Origin of the sequence: Streptomyces sp. NPDC090088 (assembly GCF_044747345.1) — a bacterium.
Lineage (GTDB): Bacteria > Actinomycetota > Actinomycetes > Streptomycetales > Streptomycetaceae > Streptomyces.
In genome coordinates this window covers 71,940-90,425 of sequence record NZ_JBIVDZ010000008.1, presented here as the reverse complement: position 1 = coordinate 90,425, position 18,486 = coordinate 71,940, and the positions used below count along the sequence as shown (strand labels likewise).

At 70.7% G+C, this 18,486-nt stretch carries 17 protein-coding genes; 10 read left to right on the top strand and 7 right to left on the bottom strand.

What is annotated here, in order from left to right; all coding sequences use genetic code 11:
- The first annotated feature begins 24 nt into the window (after positions 1-24).
- On the top strand, positions 25-696 hold the full coding sequence (locus ACIPSJ_RS34485; protein ID WP_401351654.1) for a helix-turn-helix domain-containing protein: 672 nt from the start codon (positions 25-27) through the stop codon (positions 694-696).
- Here ACIPSJ_RS34485 and ACIPSJ_RS34480 read toward each other — a convergent pair.
- On the bottom strand, positions 685-1,080 hold the full coding sequence (locus tag ACIPSJ_RS34480) for a VOC family protein (RefSeq protein ID WP_359219254.1): 396 nt from the start codon (positions 1,078-1,080) through the stop codon (positions 685-687). The two genes, ACIPSJ_RS34485 and ACIPSJ_RS34480, sit on opposite strands and share 12 nt — an antisense overlap.
- Before the next feature lie 380 nt (positions 1,081-1,460).
- On the opposite strand from ACIPSJ_RS34480, the gene ACIPSJ_RS34475 reads away from it, so the two are divergent.
- The 4 genes from ACIPSJ_RS34475 to ACIPSJ_RS34460 all read left to right on the top strand — a co-directional run bounded on the left by ACIPSJ_RS34475 (position 1,461) and on the right by ACIPSJ_RS34460 (position 3,954).
- Positions 1,461-2,003 carry a membrane lipoprotein gene (locus tag ACIPSJ_RS34475; protein ID WP_401351652.1) on the top strand — a complete coding sequence of 181 codons (543 nt, stop codon included), beginning with the start codon at positions 1,461-1,463 and terminating at the stop codon, positions 2,001-2,003.
- A gap of 31 nt (positions 2,004-2,034) precedes the next feature.
- Complete coding sequence (locus ACIPSJ_RS34470) at positions 2,035-2,685, top strand: ThuA domain-containing protein (RefSeq protein ID WP_359219084.1); 651 nt, start codon at positions 2,035-2,037, stop codon at positions 2,683-2,685.
- A 160-nt stretch (positions 2,686-2,845) separates the two neighbouring features.
- A complete protein-coding gene (locus ACIPSJ_RS34465; RefSeq protein ID WP_359219086.1) occupies positions 2,846-3,712 on the top strand; it encodes an isocitrate lyase/PEP mutase family protein in 867 nt (288 codons plus the stop codon).
- On the top strand, positions 3,709-3,954 hold the full coding sequence (locus ACIPSJ_RS34460; RefSeq protein WP_401351650.1) for a hypothetical protein: 246 nt from the start codon (positions 3,709-3,711) through the stop codon (positions 3,952-3,954). The genes ACIPSJ_RS34465 and ACIPSJ_RS34460 overlap by 4 nt, the downstream gene beginning before the upstream one ends.
- A gap of 52 nt (positions 3,955-4,006) precedes the next feature.
- Here ACIPSJ_RS34460 and ACIPSJ_RS34455 read toward each other — a convergent pair whose 3' ends face one another.
- The 6 genes from ACIPSJ_RS34455 to ACIPSJ_RS34430 form a co-directional block, all read right to left on the bottom strand.
- Positions 4,007-4,213: a hypothetical protein gene (locus tag ACIPSJ_RS34455; RefSeq protein WP_359219090.1), complete on the bottom strand. Its 207-nt coding sequence runs from the start codon at positions 4,211-4,213 to the stop codon at positions 4,007-4,009.
- A 30-nt stretch (positions 4,214-4,243) separates the two neighbouring features.
- Positions 4,244-5,308 carry a substrate-binding domain-containing protein gene (locus ACIPSJ_RS34450; RefSeq protein ID WP_359219092.1) on the bottom strand — a complete coding sequence of 355 codons (1,065 nt, stop codon included), beginning with the start codon at positions 5,306-5,308 and terminating at the stop codon, positions 4,244-4,246.
- 199 nt (positions 5,309-5,507) lie between these two features.
- Positions 5,508-7,151 (bottom strand): family 43 glycosylhydrolase, encoded by a 1,644-nt coding sequence (locus tag ACIPSJ_RS34445; protein WP_401351649.1) that lies wholly within the window; start codon positions 7,149-7,151, stop codon positions 5,508-5,510.
- Positions 7,148-8,053, bottom strand: coding sequence for a carbohydrate ABC transporter permease (locus tag ACIPSJ_RS34440; protein WP_359219096.1), 906 nt, complete (start codon positions 8,051-8,053; stop codon positions 7,148-7,150). Before ACIPSJ_RS34440 ends, ACIPSJ_RS34445 begins: the two co-directional genes overlap by 4 nt.
- Positions 8,053-8,937, bottom strand: a complete 885-nt coding sequence (locus tag ACIPSJ_RS34435) for a sugar ABC transporter permease (protein WP_359219098.1) — start codon at positions 8,935-8,937, stop codon at positions 8,053-8,055. The genes ACIPSJ_RS34440 and ACIPSJ_RS34435 overlap by 1 nt, the downstream gene beginning before the upstream one ends.
- Positions 8,938-8,947: 10 nt before the next feature.
- Positions 8,948-10,276, bottom strand: coding sequence for an ABC transporter substrate-binding protein (locus tag ACIPSJ_RS34430; RefSeq protein WP_401351647.1), 1,329 nt, complete (start codon positions 10,274-10,276; stop codon positions 8,948-8,950).
- A 329-nt stretch (positions 10,277-10,605) separates the two neighbouring features.
- Between ACIPSJ_RS34430 and ACIPSJ_RS34425 the strand changes: the two genes are divergently transcribed.
- From ACIPSJ_RS34425 to ACIPSJ_RS34405, 5 genes are read left to right on the top strand one after another with little or no spacing between them, the layout of a single operon-like run.
- Positions 10,606-11,949, top strand: a complete 1,344-nt coding sequence (locus ACIPSJ_RS34425) for an extracellular solute-binding protein (protein ID WP_401351646.1) — start codon at positions 10,606-10,608, stop codon at positions 11,947-11,949.
- The gene (locus tag ACIPSJ_RS34420) at positions 11,946-12,938 is read left to right on the top strand and encodes a carbohydrate ABC transporter permease (RefSeq protein WP_401351644.1); all 993 of its coding nucleotides are present in this window, start codon (positions 11,946-11,948) and stop codon (positions 12,936-12,938) included. The genes ACIPSJ_RS34425 and ACIPSJ_RS34420 overlap by 4 nt, the downstream gene beginning before the upstream one ends.
- Positions 12,935-13,786, top strand: a complete 852-nt coding sequence (locus tag ACIPSJ_RS34415) for a carbohydrate ABC transporter permease (RefSeq protein WP_401351642.1) — start codon at positions 12,935-12,937, stop codon at positions 13,784-13,786. The genes ACIPSJ_RS34420 and ACIPSJ_RS34415 overlap by 4 nt, the downstream gene beginning before the upstream one ends.
- Before the next feature lie 37 nt (positions 13,787-13,823).
- Complete coding sequence (locus ACIPSJ_RS34410; RefSeq protein ID WP_401351640.1) at positions 13,824-15,350, top strand: glycosyl hydrolase family 28 protein; 1,527 nt, start codon at positions 13,824-13,826, stop codon at positions 15,348-15,350.
- Positions 15,347-18,457 carry an alginate lyase family protein gene (locus ACIPSJ_RS34405; protein ID WP_401351638.1) on the top strand — a complete coding sequence of 1,037 codons (3,111 nt, stop codon included), beginning with the start codon at positions 15,347-15,349 and terminating at the stop codon, positions 18,455-18,457. Before ACIPSJ_RS34410 ends, ACIPSJ_RS34405 begins: the two co-directional genes overlap by 4 nt.
- The last annotated feature ends 29 nt before the right edge of the window (positions 18,458-18,486 follow it).

Genomic DNA, 18,486 nt, shown 5'->3' with positions numbered 1-18,486 from the left:
CGGGGCGCGTCTACGCTGGCGTGTGTGTACAGGGAACGGGCTTCTCGGCTCGCCGGTGCGGTCGTCTGGACGAATGATCCGTCCGGCGCCGGGCCGGGGCGGGTGCTGCCCGACGGGTGCATGGACCTGCTCTGGAACGAGGGGCGGCTGCTGGTCGCCGGGCCCGACACACATGCCTTTGTCACGGAGGGCGGCACGGGTGTGTGGACGGGCCTGCGCTTCCCGCCGGGGGCCGCGCCCGATTTCCTCGGGGTCCCGGCTCACGAACTCCGCGACCGGCGGGTCGAGTTGAGCGACCTGTGGGCGGCCTCCGCCGTACGGCGGCTGACCGCCCGCGTCGACGGCGCCGACGATCCCGGCGCCGCGCTCGAACAGATCGCGCTCGACCGGGCCGTGCCCCGCGACCCGTTGCTGTCACGGCTCGTCGAGGCGCTGGACGCGGGGCGTGCGGTGGCGGCCACCGCCGACGAACTCGGCATCGGCGCCCGGCAGTTGCACCGCCGGTCCCTGGTGTCCTTCGGGTACGGACCCAAGACGCTCGCCCGGGTGCTCCGGATGCAGCGGGCGCTCGCGCTCGCCAGGGCCGGGGTGCCGCTCGCGGAGACGGCCGTCCGGGCCGGGTACGCGGATCAGGCCCATCTCTCCCGCGAGGTGCGGGACCTGGCGGGAGCGCCGCTGACCGGGCTACTTCGGTAGCGGGGCGAACAGGTCGACGCCGTTGCCGTCGGGGTCGTGCACCGTCGCGTAGCGCTGGCCCCAGAAGGCGTCCCAGGGCTTGAGCTCGCCGTGGTGTCCGGCGCCGACCAGGTCCTCGTACACGGTGTCCACCTCGGCGGGCGAACCGCAGCGGAAGGCGAGCGACACGCGGCCCCCGCCGGCGGGCGGCTGCCAGGCCGGGTGGAAGGAGCGGATCGTCTCCTCGGTGTCGATGGCGAGGGTGAGGCCGCCGGGCAACTCGGCCTCGACGTGCGGCTGTTCCTCGGCGTCGGGCGGGAAGGCCAGGCCGAGGCGGCGGTAGAAGGCGAGGGACGCGGCCAGGTCGGAGGTGACGAGGCCGATCACGGCGAATCGCGGAGTCATGGCGTCACCGTAGGCGGAGAGCCCGCCGCCGGTCTTGAACGAATCGGACACGCCTCGGTTCGGGGTGCCGGCGGTGAAGGGGAGCGCCACCGGCCCCGAGGTCAGGGCGGGGGGCGGTGGCGGCCAGCGCGAGCAGCGGGGTGACGGGCGGACCGGAGGCCGGCGGCGGCTCATCGGCTGCGGGGTGCCGGGGCCGTAGTCGCCCACCCGCGCCGCCGCCCCTGACCGCCGCGTCCAGGTCCGGCGGACTGATCGCCCAGGTCACCGTCCGGGCGGTGGTGAGTCCGTCGACGGCGAAGGGACGGGCGGGCGTCCGTACAGGCGGCGCGGCGGCCGGAAAACCCGGTGTCTGTGGAACGCCTGTGCGGCACGATGGGCGCATGATCCGTGCCGTGCGCGTCCTGCCGCCCCTGCTCCTCGCCGCCGCCCTGCTCACCGGCTGCGGAACGCAGAAGGCAGGCGCCGGCGACTCCGGTGCGCCCGCCGATCCCGGCGAACTCGCCTCCAAGGCAGCGGCGTTGGGCATCAACCCGAAGATGGTGTACGTCACCGAGGCCGCCGGCTTCACCCTCGCCCAGCAGTCCGTCGGCGTCCAGGGCGACGAAGGCTTCTCCGCCTCCTACGCGGACCGCACCGGTGCCGTCATCCACCTCTACACCGACCACGCGCGCTACGCCGGCCGGTACCAGTACGAGGTGACCGAGAAGGACTGCGTGGTGTGGCTCGAAGGCGAGGGCGGCGTCTCCGGCACCGTGCTGAAGAAGGCGCTGCGCGCGGTCCACCGCCCCACCGCCGCCGAACTCGACACCCTGCTGCCGACGCCCGACCCGGCCTTCACCGACGACGTTCCGGTGCAGCGCGGCGACCTGTCCCCGGGCGGGGACGGCGTGCCCGACAACAGCGTGCCCACACCCGGCCTTTGAGCCGCGGCGGTCCCTGGGCGACCATGCGGTCATGGCCCTTCGACTGCTCCTGCACACCCGCACCACCGGCTACCGCCACGACTCCATCCCGGACGGCATCGCCGCCGTACGGGAGTTCGGCGATTTCGAGGTCGACGCCACGGAGGATCCGGCCGCCCTCGAACAGCCGCTGGACGGATACGCGGCCGTCGTCTTCCTCTCCACCAGCGGCGAGATCCTGACCCCGGCCGGGCGCGCGCGGCTGGCCGCCTACGTGGAGGCGGGCGGCGGCTTCGCCGGCGTGCACGCGGCGGCCTGCACCGAGTACGACTGGCCGTACTACGGCGAACTCCTCGGCGCCCGCTTCGACCGCCACCCGGAGTACCAGCCAGGCAAAGCGCTGGTCGAGGACGACGGCCATCCGGCGACCCGGCACCTGCCCGCCGTCTGGGACTTCACCGACGAGTGGTACGACTTCCGCGACAGCCCGCGCGGCCGGGCGCGGGTGCTGCTGAGCGCCGACGAGTCGTCGTACGACGGTGGTGGCATGGGGGACGACCACCCGCTGGCCTGGTGCCGTGAGCAGGGGGCCGGACGGGTGTTCTACACGGCTCTCGGGCACGCCCCGGAGGCCTACCGGGATCCGGCCTTCCTGGCCCATCTGCACGGGGGCATCACCTGGGCCGCACGGCCCGGCCAGTGACGTTTCTCCGGTGAACCCGCTCGGCCATTGGGGTGAGTAAAGGTCGCGCACGGAGATAGTCACGTGCGTATCTAGAGATGCTCTTGTCTTGGCAAAGGGCTGTCGAGACGCGGAGGCCGCTCGTGCCTTCGCGCCACCCACCCACAGGAGGAGCCGGACCTTGACTTACGGGAAGAAGCTGCGCGAGCAGATCGCCGGGCCGGGAACCACCCCGCTGATCGGCGTGTACGACATGTACTCGGCGTCGATCGCGGCCAAGCACTACGACGGGATGTTCGTCTCCGGCTTCGGATTCGCCGCCTCGTACTACGGCCTGCCGGACATCGGATTCATCGCCTGGCCCGACATGGTGGCCTTCGTCCAGCGGCTGCGGGGCGCGTTCCCGCACCACCATCTGCTCGTCGACATCGACGACGGGTACGTCGACCCAGAGGTCGCCTGCCATGTCGTGGAGGGCCTGGAACGGATCGGCGCCTCCGGGGTGATCCTGGAGGACCAGAAGCGGCCGCGCCGCTGCGGGCACGCCGACGGCAAACAGGTACTGCCCCTGGAGGAGTATCTGGACAAGCTGGAGAAGGTCCTGGAGACCCGCAACGACCTGGTCGTCGTGGCCCGTACGGACGCCACCGACGAGCACGACATCCTGCACCGCGCGGAGCGGCTCGCCGCCACCGACGCCGACGTGATCCTCGTCGACGGGGTGCGCAGCGAGGAGTGGATCCGCCGCATCCGCAAGGTCGTCGGCGACAAGCCGCTGCTGTTCAACCAGATCGCCGGCGGCAAGTCGCCGAGGCTCTCGCTGACCGAACTGGACGACCTCGGCGTCGACGTCGCGATCTACTCCACGCCGTGTCTGTTCGCGGCGCACGAGGCGATGAACTCGGCGCTCGGCGACCTGAAGGCCGCCGACGGCAGGCTGCCCGAGGTGGACGCGGCGAGCGGGGTCGGCGTCAAGGCGTCCACGACCCTGCTGGAGCGCAACATCGCCCGCGAACGGCTCGACGAGCCCGAGGGCGTGGGCGTGTGACACGGCTGCGGACCGCCGCGGCCGTCACGGCGGCGCTCCTCGGCGCGGCCGCGGCACCCGTCCACGCGGCCGGCAGTCTGATCACCGTGATCGACAACTCCCACGCGGACTCCATCCTGGAGGTGGACCGCACGGCGAACGTCCAGACCGGGAGAGGCGACGCCGGCAGCGACCACGACGGCAGCGCCGTGGACGCGATCCAGGCGCTGCTCGGCGAGCCGCGCCAGGACGACGACGACTGAGCGACCCGCCGGCACAGCCCCGCGCCCATGACGGGCGCGGGGCTGCGCGCGCTCAGTCCTCGTTCAGGTCCGGGCGGCCGTTCTCGTCCAGTTCCACGTCCTCCTTCGGGTCGTGCTCGTCGAGCGGCGCGGCCACCGTGGCGTGCTGCCGGGACGGGGCGATGGTGCGGGTCGTGGCGTGGGCGGTGCCCAGGGCCGTCGTCGTCAGGGCGGCCGCGGCGAGCGCGCAGGCGGCCACCGTGCGCAGGGTGAGTTTCATGCCCGGTAAACGATCTTGAGGGAAGCGCGGTCACCCGCGTAGGGCCGAACGAGCGGGCGGCGGAGCCGTGCTCGCCCGTTCCACCAGCCGCGTCGACAACTCCGTCCGGGTGCCCTCCGGACGGTCCCCGTGCATCAGCCGCACCAGCAGCCGCAGCGCGGTCGCCGCCATCTCGGACAGCGGCTGGCGGACCGTCGTCAGCGCCGGGGTGCCCCAGCGGGCCTCGGGCAGATCGTCGAAACCGACCACACTGATGTCGTGCGGCACCCGCAGCCCGCGTTCGGCCAGCGCCGCGTACGCCCCGAGCGCCATCCGGTCCGAGCAGACGAACACCGCGGTCGGCGGCTCCGGCAGATCGAGCAGCTCGTGCATACGGTGCCGGGCCGTGCCCTCGTCGAAGCCCGCGTGCCGGACGTACTCGGCGCGGTGCCGCAGCCCGGCCGAGGCGAGCGCCGAGCGGTAGCCGGCCACCCGGGCACCGCTGCACATCCGGCGCCGGTTGCCGGCGATCACCGCGATCCGCTCATGGCCGAGGGCGAGCAGGTGCTCGGTCGCGGTGACCCCGCCCTGCCAGTTCGCCGCCCCGACGGAGACCACACCGGCCGGGGGCTCGTGGACGGGGTCGATCAGCACGTACGGGATGCGGTGGTGGTCCAGCCAGGCGTACTGCGCCTGGGTCAGCTCGGCCAGGTTGAACAGCACCCCGGAGGACCCCCGCGCGGTGAGCTTGTCCAGCCAGCCCCGCTCCGGACCGCCCGTCCGGGTCCGGGTCAGCCCCGCCGACACGACGACCTCCAGGCCTGCCTCGTGCGCCGCCTCCTCCACCCCGTGCAGCACCGCGCCCGACCACGAGCTGTCCAGGGAGTGCACGACCAGGTCGATCAGGGCGGGCGCCTTCGCCGCGTCGAAACGCGGCCTGCGGACGTAACCGAGCCGTTCCAGGGCCTCGGTGACCCGGCGGCGGGTCTCGGGGGCCACGTCCTCACGGCCGTTCACCACCTTCGACGCGGTCGGCACGGAGACACCCGCTTCGCGGGCCACCACCGCCAGCGTCGGACCGGCCGCCGCCACGCTCGTACCTCCCGCACGGACCATGGGGAACCCGCCTCTCCGGCCCGCCCTTGGGCCAACGAAAGTAACGAAAGTTGCGACCAACGCTGCTTCCGCGGTCTGTGCGCAAGCCGTGCAGTAAGCGCTTCCTACGATAGGTGCGCGTCAACACGGCGTGAAGACCTGGGAATTCGCGGGATCACTGGCGGCGGGACTTTCGAAACTTCGAACAGAGGCGGGCGGATCAGTCGGGGGTGCAGATGACTTGGAAATCCGTGAAATCCGCGGTGAAAGAGGCGTCGACGAGGTCTACGACGTGAATCGCGGCCATTGCGCCGGTGAAACGGAGGCGGGGGCCGTGGTCGTCGGAGAGGCGGGAGAAGTCGAGGGGCGGGCCGACGGGGGAGCGGGTGCCGCCGGTGAGGTGCCAGAACCGGGCGTCCGCGCGGTCGATGGTGACGCCGAGGGTGAGGGGGGTGGCCGTGTCGACTTCCGTCTCGGCCAGGCGGTGGGTTCCGTTCTCGTCGCGTGCGGTCAGGGTGAGAACGGTCCGGCCGGTGCTCCCCCATTGCTGGCCGTGCTGGGGCTCTCCCTCCGGTTCCGTCCAGGTGAGGTCCAGGGCGTAGTAGGCCGAGGTGTTGTACCAGAGGAGGAGGCCGGCGGCCTGGGTGAAGGTGGTGGGGGTCGCCTGGAGGGTGACCCGGGCTTCGGTGCGGTGTTCGGTGATGCGGCGGGCGAGGAGGTGGTGGGACCAGAGGGAGTCGGGGCCGTGGTGGCCGCGGAGGCGGAGCCAGCCGGGGCGGGTGGTGGGGTCGATCCAGGAGGGGGCGATGGGGGAGCGGAGGGTGTAGTAGGGCGGTGTGTGGTTGTCTGCGGGTGGGTGGGGACTGGTCGCGCCCACGCGGCGGCAGCCGCATATCGAATGCAGCCCCGCGCCCCTAGAAGCAGGGCGTTGCCCGGCAGGCACCTTGACCGTCACCGCCGGTCTGGTGTCTCCGTGGCGGAGTCTCGGCCAGCCCTCCGTGTCCCAGGTCACCGCCTGGATCGCGGTCTCGCGGCCGAGGGGGCACCTCGGGCCCTCCGGGGTTCGTAGCGGGCGTGCCGTCAGGTGACTCAGGTACCAGTCGCCCTGCGGGGTTTGGACCAACTCCGCGTGCCCCGCCTTCTGCAAGGGCCAGTCGGGGTCGTCCCTCGACGTGAGCAGCGGGCGTTCGTCGAGTTCGTACGGGCCGGTCAGGTTTCTGCTGCGCGCCACCCGTACCCCGTGCTCGAACCCCGTTCCGCCCTCCGCGAGGACCAGGACGTACCAGCCGTCCCGCTTCAGCAGCTTCGGGCCCTCGATCAACCGGTCGTGCTGGAGCAGGAGTCGGGGCGGGCCGACGGCCGTGAGTGTCTCCCGGTCCAGCTGCGTGGCGGTGATGCCGGCGAAGCGGCGGCCGCCGGGGCGGTGGTCGTTCTGGAGGTTGAGGAGCCAGAGGCGGCCGTTCTCGTGGAAGAGGGCGGGGTCGAAACCGTGGCTCGGGACGCGGCGCGGGGGAGTCCACGGGCCGGAGACGTCCGGGGCCGTACTGACGTAGGTGTCCAGGTCGAAGTACGGGGTGCCGACCGAGCGGACGATCGCGTAGGTCACCCAGAGGCGTTCGCCGTCCCAGCTGAGCGACGGGGCCCAGATGCCGCCCGAGTCGGGGACGCCCGCGAGGGAGTCGCCGGGCGCCGCGCCCTCGACCTGGCCCGCGTACTCCCAGTGGGCCAGGTCGCGGGAGCGGTGGATCGGGATCGTCGGGAACCACTCGAAGGAACTGGTCGCCAGGTAGTACCAGTCGCCGACGCGGACCAGCGAGGGGTCGGGGGCGAAGCCGCGGATCACCGGGTTGTGGAGCACGGTCACTTGAGGGCTCCCAGGGTGACACCGGTCCGCCAGTAGCGGCGCATCGCGATCATCATGACGGCCATCGGGACGATGGAGAGCAGGGCGCCGGTCAGGACCAGGCTGGTCAGGTCGACGCCGGATTCCAGGCGCTTGCCGGACCAGTTGTACAGGCCGAGGTTGAGGGTCCAGTTCTCCTCGCCGCGCAGGACCGTGAGAGGCAGGAAGAAGGCGTTCCAGGTGTTGACGAAGGCCAGGAGGAAGACCGTCGCACCGCCCGTCGTCATCATGCGCAGGACGATCGAGAAGAAGATGCGCAGCTCGCCGGCGCCGTCTATGCGGGCCGCTTCGAGGAGTTCGTACGGGACCGTCGCCTCGGTGTACACCTTCGCCAGGTAGACGCTGAACGGGTTGATCAGGCAGGGGATCAGCATGGCCCAGGGGGTGTCCACCAGGCCGATCTCGGAGAACAGCAGGTACAGCGGCAGGGTGAGCAGGGCGATCGGGATCAGGAAGGAGCCGACCACGCAGGCGAAGACGAGGTCGCGGCCGGGGAACTGGAAGCGGGCCAGGCCGTAGCCGGTGGCGAGGGCGATCAGGGTGCCGCCGAGGGAGCCGACTCCGGCGTAGAGGAAGGAGTTGGCGGTCCAGCGCAGGAAGATGCCGTTCTCGTAGGTGAAGAGCTGGCGCAGATTGGCCCAGAGATGCCAGCCGGAGAACCAGAGGCCGTTGCTCTGGTACAGGGCGGTGCGGTCCTTCGTCGCGGCGACGATCAGCCACCAGACCGGGAAGAGGCTGTACGCGCCGGCCAGGGCCAGGCCGACGAGGAGGAAGCGCTGGCCGCCTCGTGAACGGGCCGCGGGGTCGGGCTTGCCGATGCGCCGGACGTGGTGGGTGCTCGTGCGTTCCTCGGTGAGCGCCATCAGTCGGTCTCCTTCGCGGTGAGCCGGTAGAAGAGGAAGGAGGCGATGCCGAGGATCAGGGCCAGCAGGACCGAAAGGGCCGCCGCGTAGTGGTAGTTGCCCGCGTTGAAGGCCTGGTTGTAGATCACCATGATCGGGGTGAAGCTGTCGCTCACCGTCTGGGGTGTGACGTTGCGGAACAGGGCCGGCTCGTTGAAGATCTGGAGCATCTGGATGATCGACAGCATGCCGGTGAGGACCAGCGCGCCCCGGACGTAGGGCACCTTGATGCTCAGCGCGATACGGCGTTCCGAGGCGCCGTCCAGCCGTGCCGCCTCGAAGAGTTCGCGCGGGACGCCCTGCAGGGCCGCGTAGATGATCACCATGTTGTAGCCGATGCCGTGCCAGGTGAGCAGGTTGCCGATGGACGGCCACACCATCGACGGGGAGAAGAAGTTCCAGTCGAGGCCGAAGACCTTGCCCAGGGGGGTGAGGGGACCGACGTCGGGGCTGTAGAGGTTGATCCAGACGATCGCCGCGACCACGCCGGGGATCATGTACGGCACAAGGAGCAGCACCCGGAAGCGGCCCGCCGCCCGGGACGCCAGCGCGTCCAGGAAGAGCGCCAGGAGCAGGCTGACCAGCAGCATCACCGGGATCTGTACGCACGCGAAGAGGAGCACGCGGAGCACGGAGTCGAGGAACGCCGGGTCCGTGAGGCCCGCGCGGTAGTTGGCGAGACCGGCGAACCGGTCCGTGGTGCCGCCGAGACCGAGGCCGGAGGACTGGGAGCGGTACAGCGACTGGTGGACGGCGTACCCGATCGGGACGAGGTAGAGGAAGACGAAACCTAGCTGGAAGGGCACCGTGAAGGCGGCGCCCTTCCAGCGCTGGGAGCGGACCATCCGTGCCGCCTCAGCCCTTGACGCTGATGCCGCGGGACTTCAGGTCGGCGACCGTCCACTGCTGCATGTGGGCGAGGAGGTCGGTGACCTTCTGCTGCTTGCTGACCACCTTCGCCCAGCCGCTCTGCAACTCGGTGAACATGGCGGTCCAGTCGGGGCCGAAGGTCCAGTCGGTGGTGACCGTGTCCAGGCTGTCGGTGACGACCTTCTTGGCCGGGTCGTAGTTCGCCCCGAGCAGCTTCTGCGAGATCGCCTCGTCGACGTAGGCGCTGCTGTCGGCGAGCGCGGGCATCACGCCGTTGCCGGTGGTCGGGCTGGCCATCGTCTTCACCGCGCCGGCGTCGGTGGACATCCACAACGCGGCCTCGGCGGCCTGCTGTTGATGCGCGCACTGCTTGGTGACGAGGTTGACGCTGCCGGTGAGGTTGGTGCCGGCCGGGGTCTTGGCGGCCTCGCCGACGAAGGCGGGCCAGGGGGCGAGGGCCCACTTGCCGAAGGACTTGGTGAAGTTCTGCACCATGCCGGCCATCTGCCAGGTGGAGATCTGGCGGGTCACCGTGCCGCCGTTGTCGTAATTGCGCTGCACGGCCGCGTAGTCGGCGAACGACAGCTTCGAGTCGAGGTCGTTGTCGATGATCTGCTGGATCACGGCGGCGGCCTTGAGGGTGCCCGCGTCCTGGAAGTCCACCTTCCAGGAGTCGCCGTCGATCGCGTACCAGTGGGCGCCCGCCTGCATGGCGAGGACCTCCAGGGTGCTGGGGTCCTCACCGGCGTAGTTGGTGATCTTGACACCGTGCTTCTTGAGCACCTTGCCGGCGGCGATGAACTCGTCCCAGGTGGTCGGTGCCTTGAGGCCGTACTTCTGGAAGACGTCGGTGCGGTAGATCGTGAAGTTCGGCGAGGAGCTGGTGGGGACGCCGTACAGCTTGCCCTGGACCTGCGAGGCAGACCAGGAGCCGGAGTTGAACCTGGCCTTGGCCGTGCCGACGTACTTCGTGATGTCGGCGAGGGCGCCCTGCGCGACCCAGCTCGTCACGTACTCGGCGGTGTTCTGCACCAGGCAGGGCGCGTTGCCCGCCTTCACCGCGTTGGTGAGCTGCTTCTGCATGGTCAGCTGGTCGGTGACCTTCGTGTACTTCAGCTGCACGTCCTTGTGGGCGGTGTTGAACGCCTTCACCACGGCCTCCTGGCCGTTCGCCCAGCCCCAGAAGGGCAGGGTGACCGGTCCTGAGGCCGCGTCGGAGCCGTCGGAGCCGGAGCCCGATCCGCCGCAGGCGGTGAGCAGACCTGTCAGCGCGAGACCCGCGATCGCGGCGCGGACCAACCTGGTGGAGTTCATGTGACCGTGTTCCTTCGGAGGTGGGCGCTCTCGGGAGGAGGGCGGCGGCTCGGCAGTGCCTTAGAAACCGGTTTCCACGAGACCGTAGGACGGCTCGGCCGCTCCCAGCAAGGGGTATGAGTCGGAATCTTTCGACGTGCGGTCGATCGAACGGCCCGTGAACAGCAACCGGTGCGCAAGGGCAACCGGTTGCGGGCGAAGGGTTTTCGAAAGTTCGTCACGCCCCTTGACGGTGCCCTCCCACGGGTTGAAGCTCCCCTCACCGCCCATAGCAACCGGTTGCTTACCAGTCGATGCCTCGTCACCTCCGTGAAGAGAGTGGGAAGTCCATGCAGACGCACGCCCGTGCTCCGGTCAGCCGGCGCCGGTTTCTCGCGCTCGGCGGCACCGCGGCGGCCACGGCCGCACTCGGCGGCTGTGCCCTTCCGGTGTCCGGAAGCGTCGGCGGCCCGGGCGAGACCGTCACCCTGATGACCAAGGCCGACGACATCAGCACCGACCTCCTCGCGCAGGCCCACAAGGAACTCGGGATCCGCATCAACACGGTGCGGTACGACATCACCAAGCTGATCGCGATGATGACCAGCGGCAACCCGCCCGACCTGGTGCGCGGTGTCGGCGCCGTCGACACGCCGTATCTCGCGGCACGAGGGGTGGCCGAGAACCTCGACCCCTACTTCGCGGGCAGCGGCGTCCTCAAGGCCGACGACCTCGATCCGGTCAACGACCTGTGGCGCTACGACGGCCGCACCCAGGGCAAGGGCCCGCGCTACGGCATGGCCAAGGACTTCTCCCAGGACTCCATGTACTGGTACGACACCGCCCTGTTCGACAGCGCGGGCGTCGACCCCCCGCCGGAGACCGAACCGGTCACCTTCGAGGAGTGGCTGGACAAGGCGAAGCGGCTGACCCGGACCAGCAAGGGCCAGACGACCGTGTTCGGCGGCAGCTACAACGGCCTCGGTGCCTCCACCCTGCTGTCCGGTCTCACGGCCTCGGCCGGCGGCAGCCTGTTCAGCGCCGACTTCTCCAGGGTCGACTTCACCGCCCCCGAGGCCCGCAAGGCACTGGACTGGTACATCGAGCTGTGCCGGGCCAAGGCCGGCCCGAGCCTGATCCAGCCCGACCCGAACGGCTGGGACGGACCCACCTACCAGGCCCGCCGGATGGCGATGTCCAACTCGGGCTACTGGCTGGGCGGTCTGATCAACACCGACAAGAAGCTCGCCGCCGTCTCCCGGCTGGCACCGGCCCCGGTCTTCGCCGGCGGACCGCGCATCAGCTCCTGCCAGGGCGCCACCGGGATGTGGATGCCGAGGAAGGCCAGGAACAAGGACGCGGCCTGGCGGGTCTTCGAGTGGTTCTTCGGCGAGGCCCCGGCGAGGGCACGCGCGTCCGGCGGCTGGGGGATCCCCACGCTCAAGTCGCTCCGCACCCTGATGCCTCATCAGGAGAGCTACCAGGAAGACGTGCTGAAGGTACAGCAGGCCGAACTGAAGCACTTCTCGGTGATCTCCTTCACGCCGTACGCCCGGACGGACGCCCTCGACGCCCTCTTCAACCAGGCCGCCCCGGCCGCGATGCGCGGCGAGATGTCCGTGGACACCCTCGCCCGGCGCCTGAACTCGACCATGAACGAGCAGCTCAAGCGCGGGAAGGAGCAGGTGGGATGAGCATCGGGCAGATACCCGCGGTGCGGGGCGGGACCGCCGCGGCGGCCGGCCGGACACGGCCGGCGGAGCGCCCCCGCTCCTCCATGACCACGCGACGGCACCGCGCGTTCTATCTCTTCACCGCGCCCTGGATCATCGGCTTCCTGCTGCTGACCATCGTCCCCATGGGCTACGCCCTGTGGCTCAGCCTCACCACCTTCGACGGCCTCTCGCCACGCTGGCGGTTCGTCGGCCTCGCCAACTACCGCGAGCTGCTGGGCGATTCGGTCACCTGGCAGGCGCTCGGCCGGACCGGTCTGTTCGCCGCCACCTCGGTCCCGCTGTCGATCGTCGCCGGGCTCGGTCTCGCGGTCCTGGTCAACCGGCCGCTGAAGGCACGCGGGTTGTTCCGGACGCTGCTCTACCTGCCGGCCGTGGTACCCCCGGTGGGCGCGGGACTCGCCTTCAAATGGCTCTTCGACCAGAACTCCGGCGCCGCGAACGGCGTACTGACCGGCCTCGGCCTCGACGCCCTCAACTGGCTCTCCGACCCCTACGCCCGCTACGTCCTGCTGATGACCGTGCTCTGGGCCGCCGGAAACATCATGATCATCTCCCTGGCGGGACTCCAGGACATCCCCCGGGAACTCCTCGAAGCCGCCCGGATCGACGGCGCGAGCGCCTGGCGGTCCTTCCGCAGCATCACCGTGCCGCTGCTGTCACCGGTCCTGCTCTTTCAGACCGTGACCGGCGTGATCGCCTCGGTGCAGACCATCATGCCGCTGCTGCTGGCCCCCGACGGCACCACCGCGGGCGTCACCGCCATCCCGCAGTCCAACTACCTCTACATGATGCACGTCTTCGCCGAGTACTTCGCGCTCGGCCGCTACGGCTACGCCTCGGCGCTGCTGTGGGTGCTCTTCGTGCTGATCCTGCTGGTGACCGCCGTCATCTTCAAAACCACGTCCGGCGTGGTGTTCTACAACGTCGACCCGGAGGCGAAGAAGTGACCGCCACCCTTCCCGGTCCGCGGACGCGCATCCACGGCCGCCGTCTCGTCCTCTACACCGTCCTGGTGGTGATCACCGGCCTCTTCCTCGGCCCCTTCGGCTGGCTCGTCCTCACCGGCCTCAAGACCCCCGCCGAACTCGCCGCGTCCCCCGTCCACTGGCTGCCCGCCCACATCCAGTGGCACAACTTCGCCGACGCCTACCGTCTGATCGACTTCCTCGGCTACGCCCGCAACTCCCTGATCATCGCCACCCTCTACGCGACCCTCGTGACGCTGAGCTCCGCCTGGGTCGGCTTCGGCTTCGCCCGGCTGTCCGCGCCCGGCAAGAAGACGCTGTTCGGCATCCTGCTCGGCTCGATGATGCTGCCCCAGATGGTCACCCTGCTCCCGACCTACCTGATCTTCGCGAAGCTCGGCATGGTCGACACCTACTGGCCCTGGGTGCTGTGGGGCCTGGCCGCCACCCCCTATCTCGTCTTCCTCTTCCGGCAGTTCTTCGCCGGACTGCCCCGGGAACTGGAGGAGGCCGCGATCGTCGACGGCTGCGGCTACGCCGGGATCTTCTGGCGGATCTTCCTGCCCCAGTCCTGGCCGGTCCTCGCCGCGAGCTTCGTGATCGCCTTCACCTGGACCTGGGGCGACTACATCGCCCCCCAACTGCTGCTCTCCACCGACCGCACCACGCTCGCCGTCGCCGTCATGACCACCTACGTCACCGAGGCCGGCCAGCCGGTCACCCATCTGCAGGCCGCCGCCTCCGTCATGTACGTCGTCCCGATCCTGCTGGTCTTCCTCGTCGCCCAGCGCGGCTTCGTCGCCGGCATGTCGACGTCCGGTCTCAAGTAGCCCAGCCCGCCGACCCGTTCACCGCAAGGAGTCACCGATGAACGCGCCCTTCTCCCGCCGTACCGCCCTGCGGGCCGCCGGAGCCACCGCGCTCGCCGCCGGCCTGTCCGGCGGGCCGGCCGCCACCGCCGCCCACGCCGAGGGCGGCGGAACCGCGCCCAGGCTGGTCACCTACCCCCGCCCGTCCGCCGTGCCGACCAACACCAGCTTCCAGGTGCGGGTGCGCACCGCCCCCGACGGCGACTGGCAGACGCTGGACGTCTACCGGCCGCAGTTCGAGGAGATCAACGCCAGCACCGGCTCCGGCAAGGTCTACAACTCCTCGATGGTGTACTTCGACTTCCAGTGCTCCGTCGAGGTCGAGGTGACCTACCTCAAGGGCGGTACCACCAAGGCCCGGGTGAGACCGGACTCGTACGGCATCACGCCCGAACTCCTCGGCGACACCCTGCGGTTCACCCTCGACGAGCCGAAGGACCTGGTCGTCCAGATCAACGACGAGATCTTCGACTGCCTGCACGTCCTCACCAACCGCGTCGAGCACCACGCCCCGGCCGCCGACGACCCCGACGTCATCTACTTCGGACCCGGCGTGCAGACCGTCACCGGCGGGATCCTCACCGTCCCCAGCGGCAAGACCGTCTACCTGGCCGGCGGCGCCGTCCTCAAGGCGACCGTCTACTTCAAGGACGTGGAGAAGGCCGCCCTCCGGGGCCACGGCATGATCTGGGCAGGCCCGGGCGGAGGCGTGCTCTGCGAGGGCAGCAGGAACATCCGGGTGGAAGACGTCATCATCATGAACCCCGGGGGCTACATCGCCACCCTCGGCGAGGCCCAGAACGTGCACATCAGGAAGGTCCGCGGCTTCAGCTCCAGGGGCAACGGCGACGGCATCGACGTCTTCTCCTCCAGCGACGTCCTCATCGACGGCTGCTTCCTGCGCAACTCCGACGACTGCATCGCCATCTACGCCCACCGCTGGGACTACTACGGCGACACCCGGAACATCACCGTGCAGAACTGCTCCCTGTGGGCCGACGTCGCCCACCCGGTCAACATCGGCACGCACGGCAACACCGACGCCCCGGAGACCATCGACAACCTGGTCATCCGCAACATCGACATCCTCGACCACCGCGAACCCCAGATGAACTACCAGGGCTGCATCGCCCTCAACCCTGGCGACTCCAACCTCATCAGCAACGTCCGCATCGAGGACGTACGGATCGAGGACTTCCGCTGGGGCCAGGTCATCTACATGAAGGTCATGTACAACACGAAGTACAACACCTCGGTCGGCCGCGGCATCGAGAACGTCTACGTCAAGAACCTCAGCTACACCGGCACCCACGCCAACCCCTCGCTCCTCCTCGGCTACGACGCCGACCACGCCATCAACAACGTCACCTTCGAGAACCTCGTCATCAACGGCGTCGTCATCGCCGACTCGATGAAGAAGCCGAGCTGGTACTACACCACCGACGCCATCCAGTGGTTCTCCAACGAGCACGTCACGAACCTGAGGTTCCTCACCACCGCCGAGGCGGAGGCGGCCGCCCAGTGACCCCGCTCAGCCGCCGCGGCCTGCTGAAGTCCTCCGGCGCGCTGCTGCTCGCCGCGGGCACGAACACCCTGTTCGTGCCCGCGGCGAGGGCGGACGGCGACCCCCAGGGCTTCACCTTCACCCACCCGGGCATCCTGCACACGTCCGCCGATCTGGCCCGGATGCGATCCGCCGTCGAGAGCAGGCAGTCGCCCGTGTACGACGGCTACCTCGCCCTGGCCGCCCACGCCCGCTCCCAGGCGTCGTACACCGTCCAGAACACCGGCCAGATCACCTCCTGGGGCCGCGGCCCGTCGAACTTCCAGAACCAGGCCGTCGCCGACTCGGCCGCCGCCTACCAGAACGCCCTCCTGTGGGCCGTCACCGGCGACCGCGCCCACGCCGACAAGGCCCGCGACATCCTCGACGCCTGGTCGGCCTCGCTCACGATCGTCACCGGCGCCGACGGCCCGCTCGGCGCGGGCCTGCAGGGCTTCAAGTTCGCCAACGCCGCCGAACTCCTGCGGCACACCGGCTACGACGGCTGGAGCGACGCCGGCATCGCCCGCTGCGCGGCGTCCTTCCTCGACGTCTGGTATCCGGCCGTCTCCGGCTACATGCTCTACGCCAACGGAAACTGGGACCTGACGGCCCTTCAGACCATCCTCGCCATCGGGGTGTTCTGCGAGGAACGCACCCTCTTCGAGGACGCCCTGCGCTTCGCCGCCGCCGGCGCGGGCAACGGCAGCGTCCGCCACCGGATCGTCACCGACGCCGGCCAGGGCCAGGAGTCCGGCCGCGACCAGGGCCACGAACAGCTCGCGGTGGGCCTGATGGGCGACGCGGCCCAGGTCGCCTGGAACCAGGGCGTCGACCTCTGGGGCTTCGACGGCGACCGCATCCTCGCGGGCGCCGAGTACGCGGCCCGCTACAACCTCGGCGGCGACGTCCCCTTCACCCCGGACCTCGACCGCACCGGCAAGTACCTCAAGACGGCGGTGTCGGCGATCTCACGCGGCACCCTGCCCCCGATCTACGAGATGTACTACGCCCACTACGCGGGCGTGCGCGGCCTGGACACGCCGTACACGCGGGCCGCCGTCTTCCGGGGCACCGGCGGCACCCGGGTCGTCGAGGGCAGCAACGACGACCTGCCGAGCTGGGGCACCTTCGCCTACGCCGGTGCCACGGCCCCCGCCCCGGGCGTGCCCGCCCCTCCGGCGGGCGTCACGGCCGACGGCGCCGAACGCACGGTGACGGTGTCCTGGCTGCCGTCCGTCGGCGCGACACGTTACGAGGTACGGCGCGCCGGACACCCCGACGGCCCCTATGAACCGCTGGCCGAGGCGGCGGAGCCGTCGTACACGGACGGTCGGGCGCGGCCCGGGCGGACCTACTACTACACGGTCCTCGCCGCCAACCCCACGGGGGAGAGCGGAACTTCGGCCGTGGCCGTGGCGACCGCGGGGCTCCCGGAGCCCTGGCGGACGCAGGACCTGGGTGTTGTCCGCACGCCGGGCTCGGCGCGCTTCGACGGCGAACGGTTCGTGCTGGAGGCGAGCGGCACCGCGGACACGTACCGCTGCGTGTGGCTGCCGCTGCACGGCGACGGCACGGTCACCGCCCGGGTCGTCTGGCCGCTCAGCTCGCAGTACGCCAAGATCGGCGTCACCCTCAGGGCCTCGCTCGACCCGTCGGACGCGCATGCCTCGATGCTGATCCAGGGGCTGCCGCTGGCGACCTGGAGCGGGGTGTGGAGCGTACGGCCGTCGGCCGGCGCCGGGATCTCCTCGACCGGCAGCACCCCGGTGCCGCCGAGCCAGCAGCAGACGATCACCTCGGGCGCCGGCTTCCCGATCTCCGACCTGGGCGCGCTGCCCGCGTCGGCGACCCCGCTGACCGCCCCGTACGTGGAGGGGGCCGGGGACGGGTACCGGCTGCGGGCGCCCTACTGGGTGCGGGTGAGCAGGGAGGGGGACCGGGTCGCGGGGGCGGTCTCGGGGGACGGGGTGCGGTGGACCGAGGTGGGCACTGCGGTATGTGACATGTCACACGTGACATACGCCGGGCTCCTCCTCACCTCCTCCCTCGGCGTCGACCAGGACTACGCCGAGACCGGCACCGGCGCCTTCGACAACGTCAGCGTCGTCCCCCGGGGCGGCGGCGCGGTGTGGCGGGTACCGCGCCCGGCCCGCAGGGTCACCGACCTGACGGCGGGGACGGCCACCGACGGGACCGAGCTGACCTGGACCGACCCGGACCCGTCGGCCCGCTACACCGTCCTGCGCGCCACCGACGCCCAGGGGCCGTACCGGACCCTCGCCCGGGACGTGGGCGCGGTCGGTTTCGGCACCCGGGTCCGGTACACGGACGGGAGCGGTGCGTCCGGGACGACGTACCACTACGCCGTGTCCAAGACCAACTGCGCCGGGCGGGGCCCGCGTTCGGCTGCGGCGAGCGCGCCGATGCCCGCCGTCACGGCCGCCACCGCCGAGCCGACGGCGATCACCGCCCCCACCCTGCCCGGCCCCTGGACCAACGGCGACCTCGGCGACGTGATCCTCGACCGGAGCGCCTACGGCACCCTCGGAGTCGTCGCCGTCCTCACCCCCGGCGACGCGGCGTACGCCGACGGCACCTTCACCGTGCGCGGCGCGGGCGTCGACCTCAACGTCAACTCACAGGGCATGACGGGCCAGTTCGTACGACGGCAGGTCACCGGCGACTGCGAACTCACCGCCCGCCTGGCCTCCCGCTCCGGTGCCACCGCCGACCGGGTCGGACTGCTGATGGCCAAGTCGCTCTCGCCCTTCGACCAGGCGGCCGGGGTCGTCGTCACCGGAGGCACCACCGCCCAGCTGATGCTGCGCCCGACCGTCGCCGGCGCCTCCGCCTTCACCGGCACCACCACCGTCCAACTGCCCCTGCTGCTGCGGCTGAAGCGCACCGGGACCGCCTTCGCCGCCGCCGTCTCCGCCGATGACGGCGTCACCTGGACCGCGCTCGCCACGGGCGCGATCCCCACCTTCGGTGACGCCCCCTGTTACGTGGGCCTGGTGGTGTGCTCCCGCACCCCGCAGGCCCTCGGTACCGCGCAGTTCGAAGAGGTGAGCGTCCGACTCACCTGAACTCCCCCCACCGAAGGAGAAGTCACGCG

Bases quoted from the DNA above. Each gene is read 5' to 3' on its own strand.
- ACIPSJ_RS34480 (WP_359219254.1), bottom strand. From the start codon at position 1,080: ATGACTCCGCGATTCGCCGTGATCGGCCTCGTCACCTCCGACCTGGCC.
- ACIPSJ_RS34475 (WP_401351652.1), top strand. From the start codon at position 1,461: ATGATCCGTGCCGTGCGCGTCCTGCCGCCCCTGCTCCTCGCCGCCGCC.
- ACIPSJ_RS34470 (WP_359219084.1), top strand. From the start codon at position 2,035: ATGGCCCTTCGACTGCTCCTGCACACCCGCACCACCGGCTACCGCCAC.
- ACIPSJ_RS34455 (WP_359219090.1), bottom strand. From the start codon at position 4,213: ATGAAACTCACCCTGCGCACGGTGGCCGCCTGCGCGCTCGCCGCGGCC.
- ACIPSJ_RS34450 (WP_359219092.1), bottom strand. From the start codon at position 5,308: ATGGTCCGTGCGGGAGGTACGAGCGTGGCGGCGGCCGGTCCGACGCTG.
- ACIPSJ_RS34440 (WP_359219096.1), bottom strand. From the start codon at position 8,053: ATGGCGCTCACCGAGGAACGCACGAGCACCCACCACGTCCGGCGCATC.
- ACIPSJ_RS34435 (WP_359219098.1), bottom strand. From the start codon at position 8,937: ATGGTCCGCTCCCAGCGCTGGAAGGGCGCCGCCTTCACGGTGCCCTTC.
- ACIPSJ_RS34430 (WP_401351647.1), bottom strand. From the start codon at position 10,276: ATGAACTCCACCAGGTTGGTCCGCGCCGCGATCGCGGGTCTCGCGCTG.
- ACIPSJ_RS34425 (WP_401351646.1), top strand. From the start codon at position 10,606: ATGCAGACGCACGCCCGTGCTCCGGTCAGCCGGCGCCGGTTTCTCGCG.
- ACIPSJ_RS34420 (WP_401351644.1), top strand. From the start codon at position 11,946: ATGAGCATCGGGCAGATACCCGCGGTGCGGGGCGGGACCGCCGCGGCG.
- ACIPSJ_RS34410 (WP_401351640.1), top strand. From the start codon at position 13,824: ATGAACGCGCCCTTCTCCCGCCGTACCGCCCTGCGGGCCGCCGGAGCC.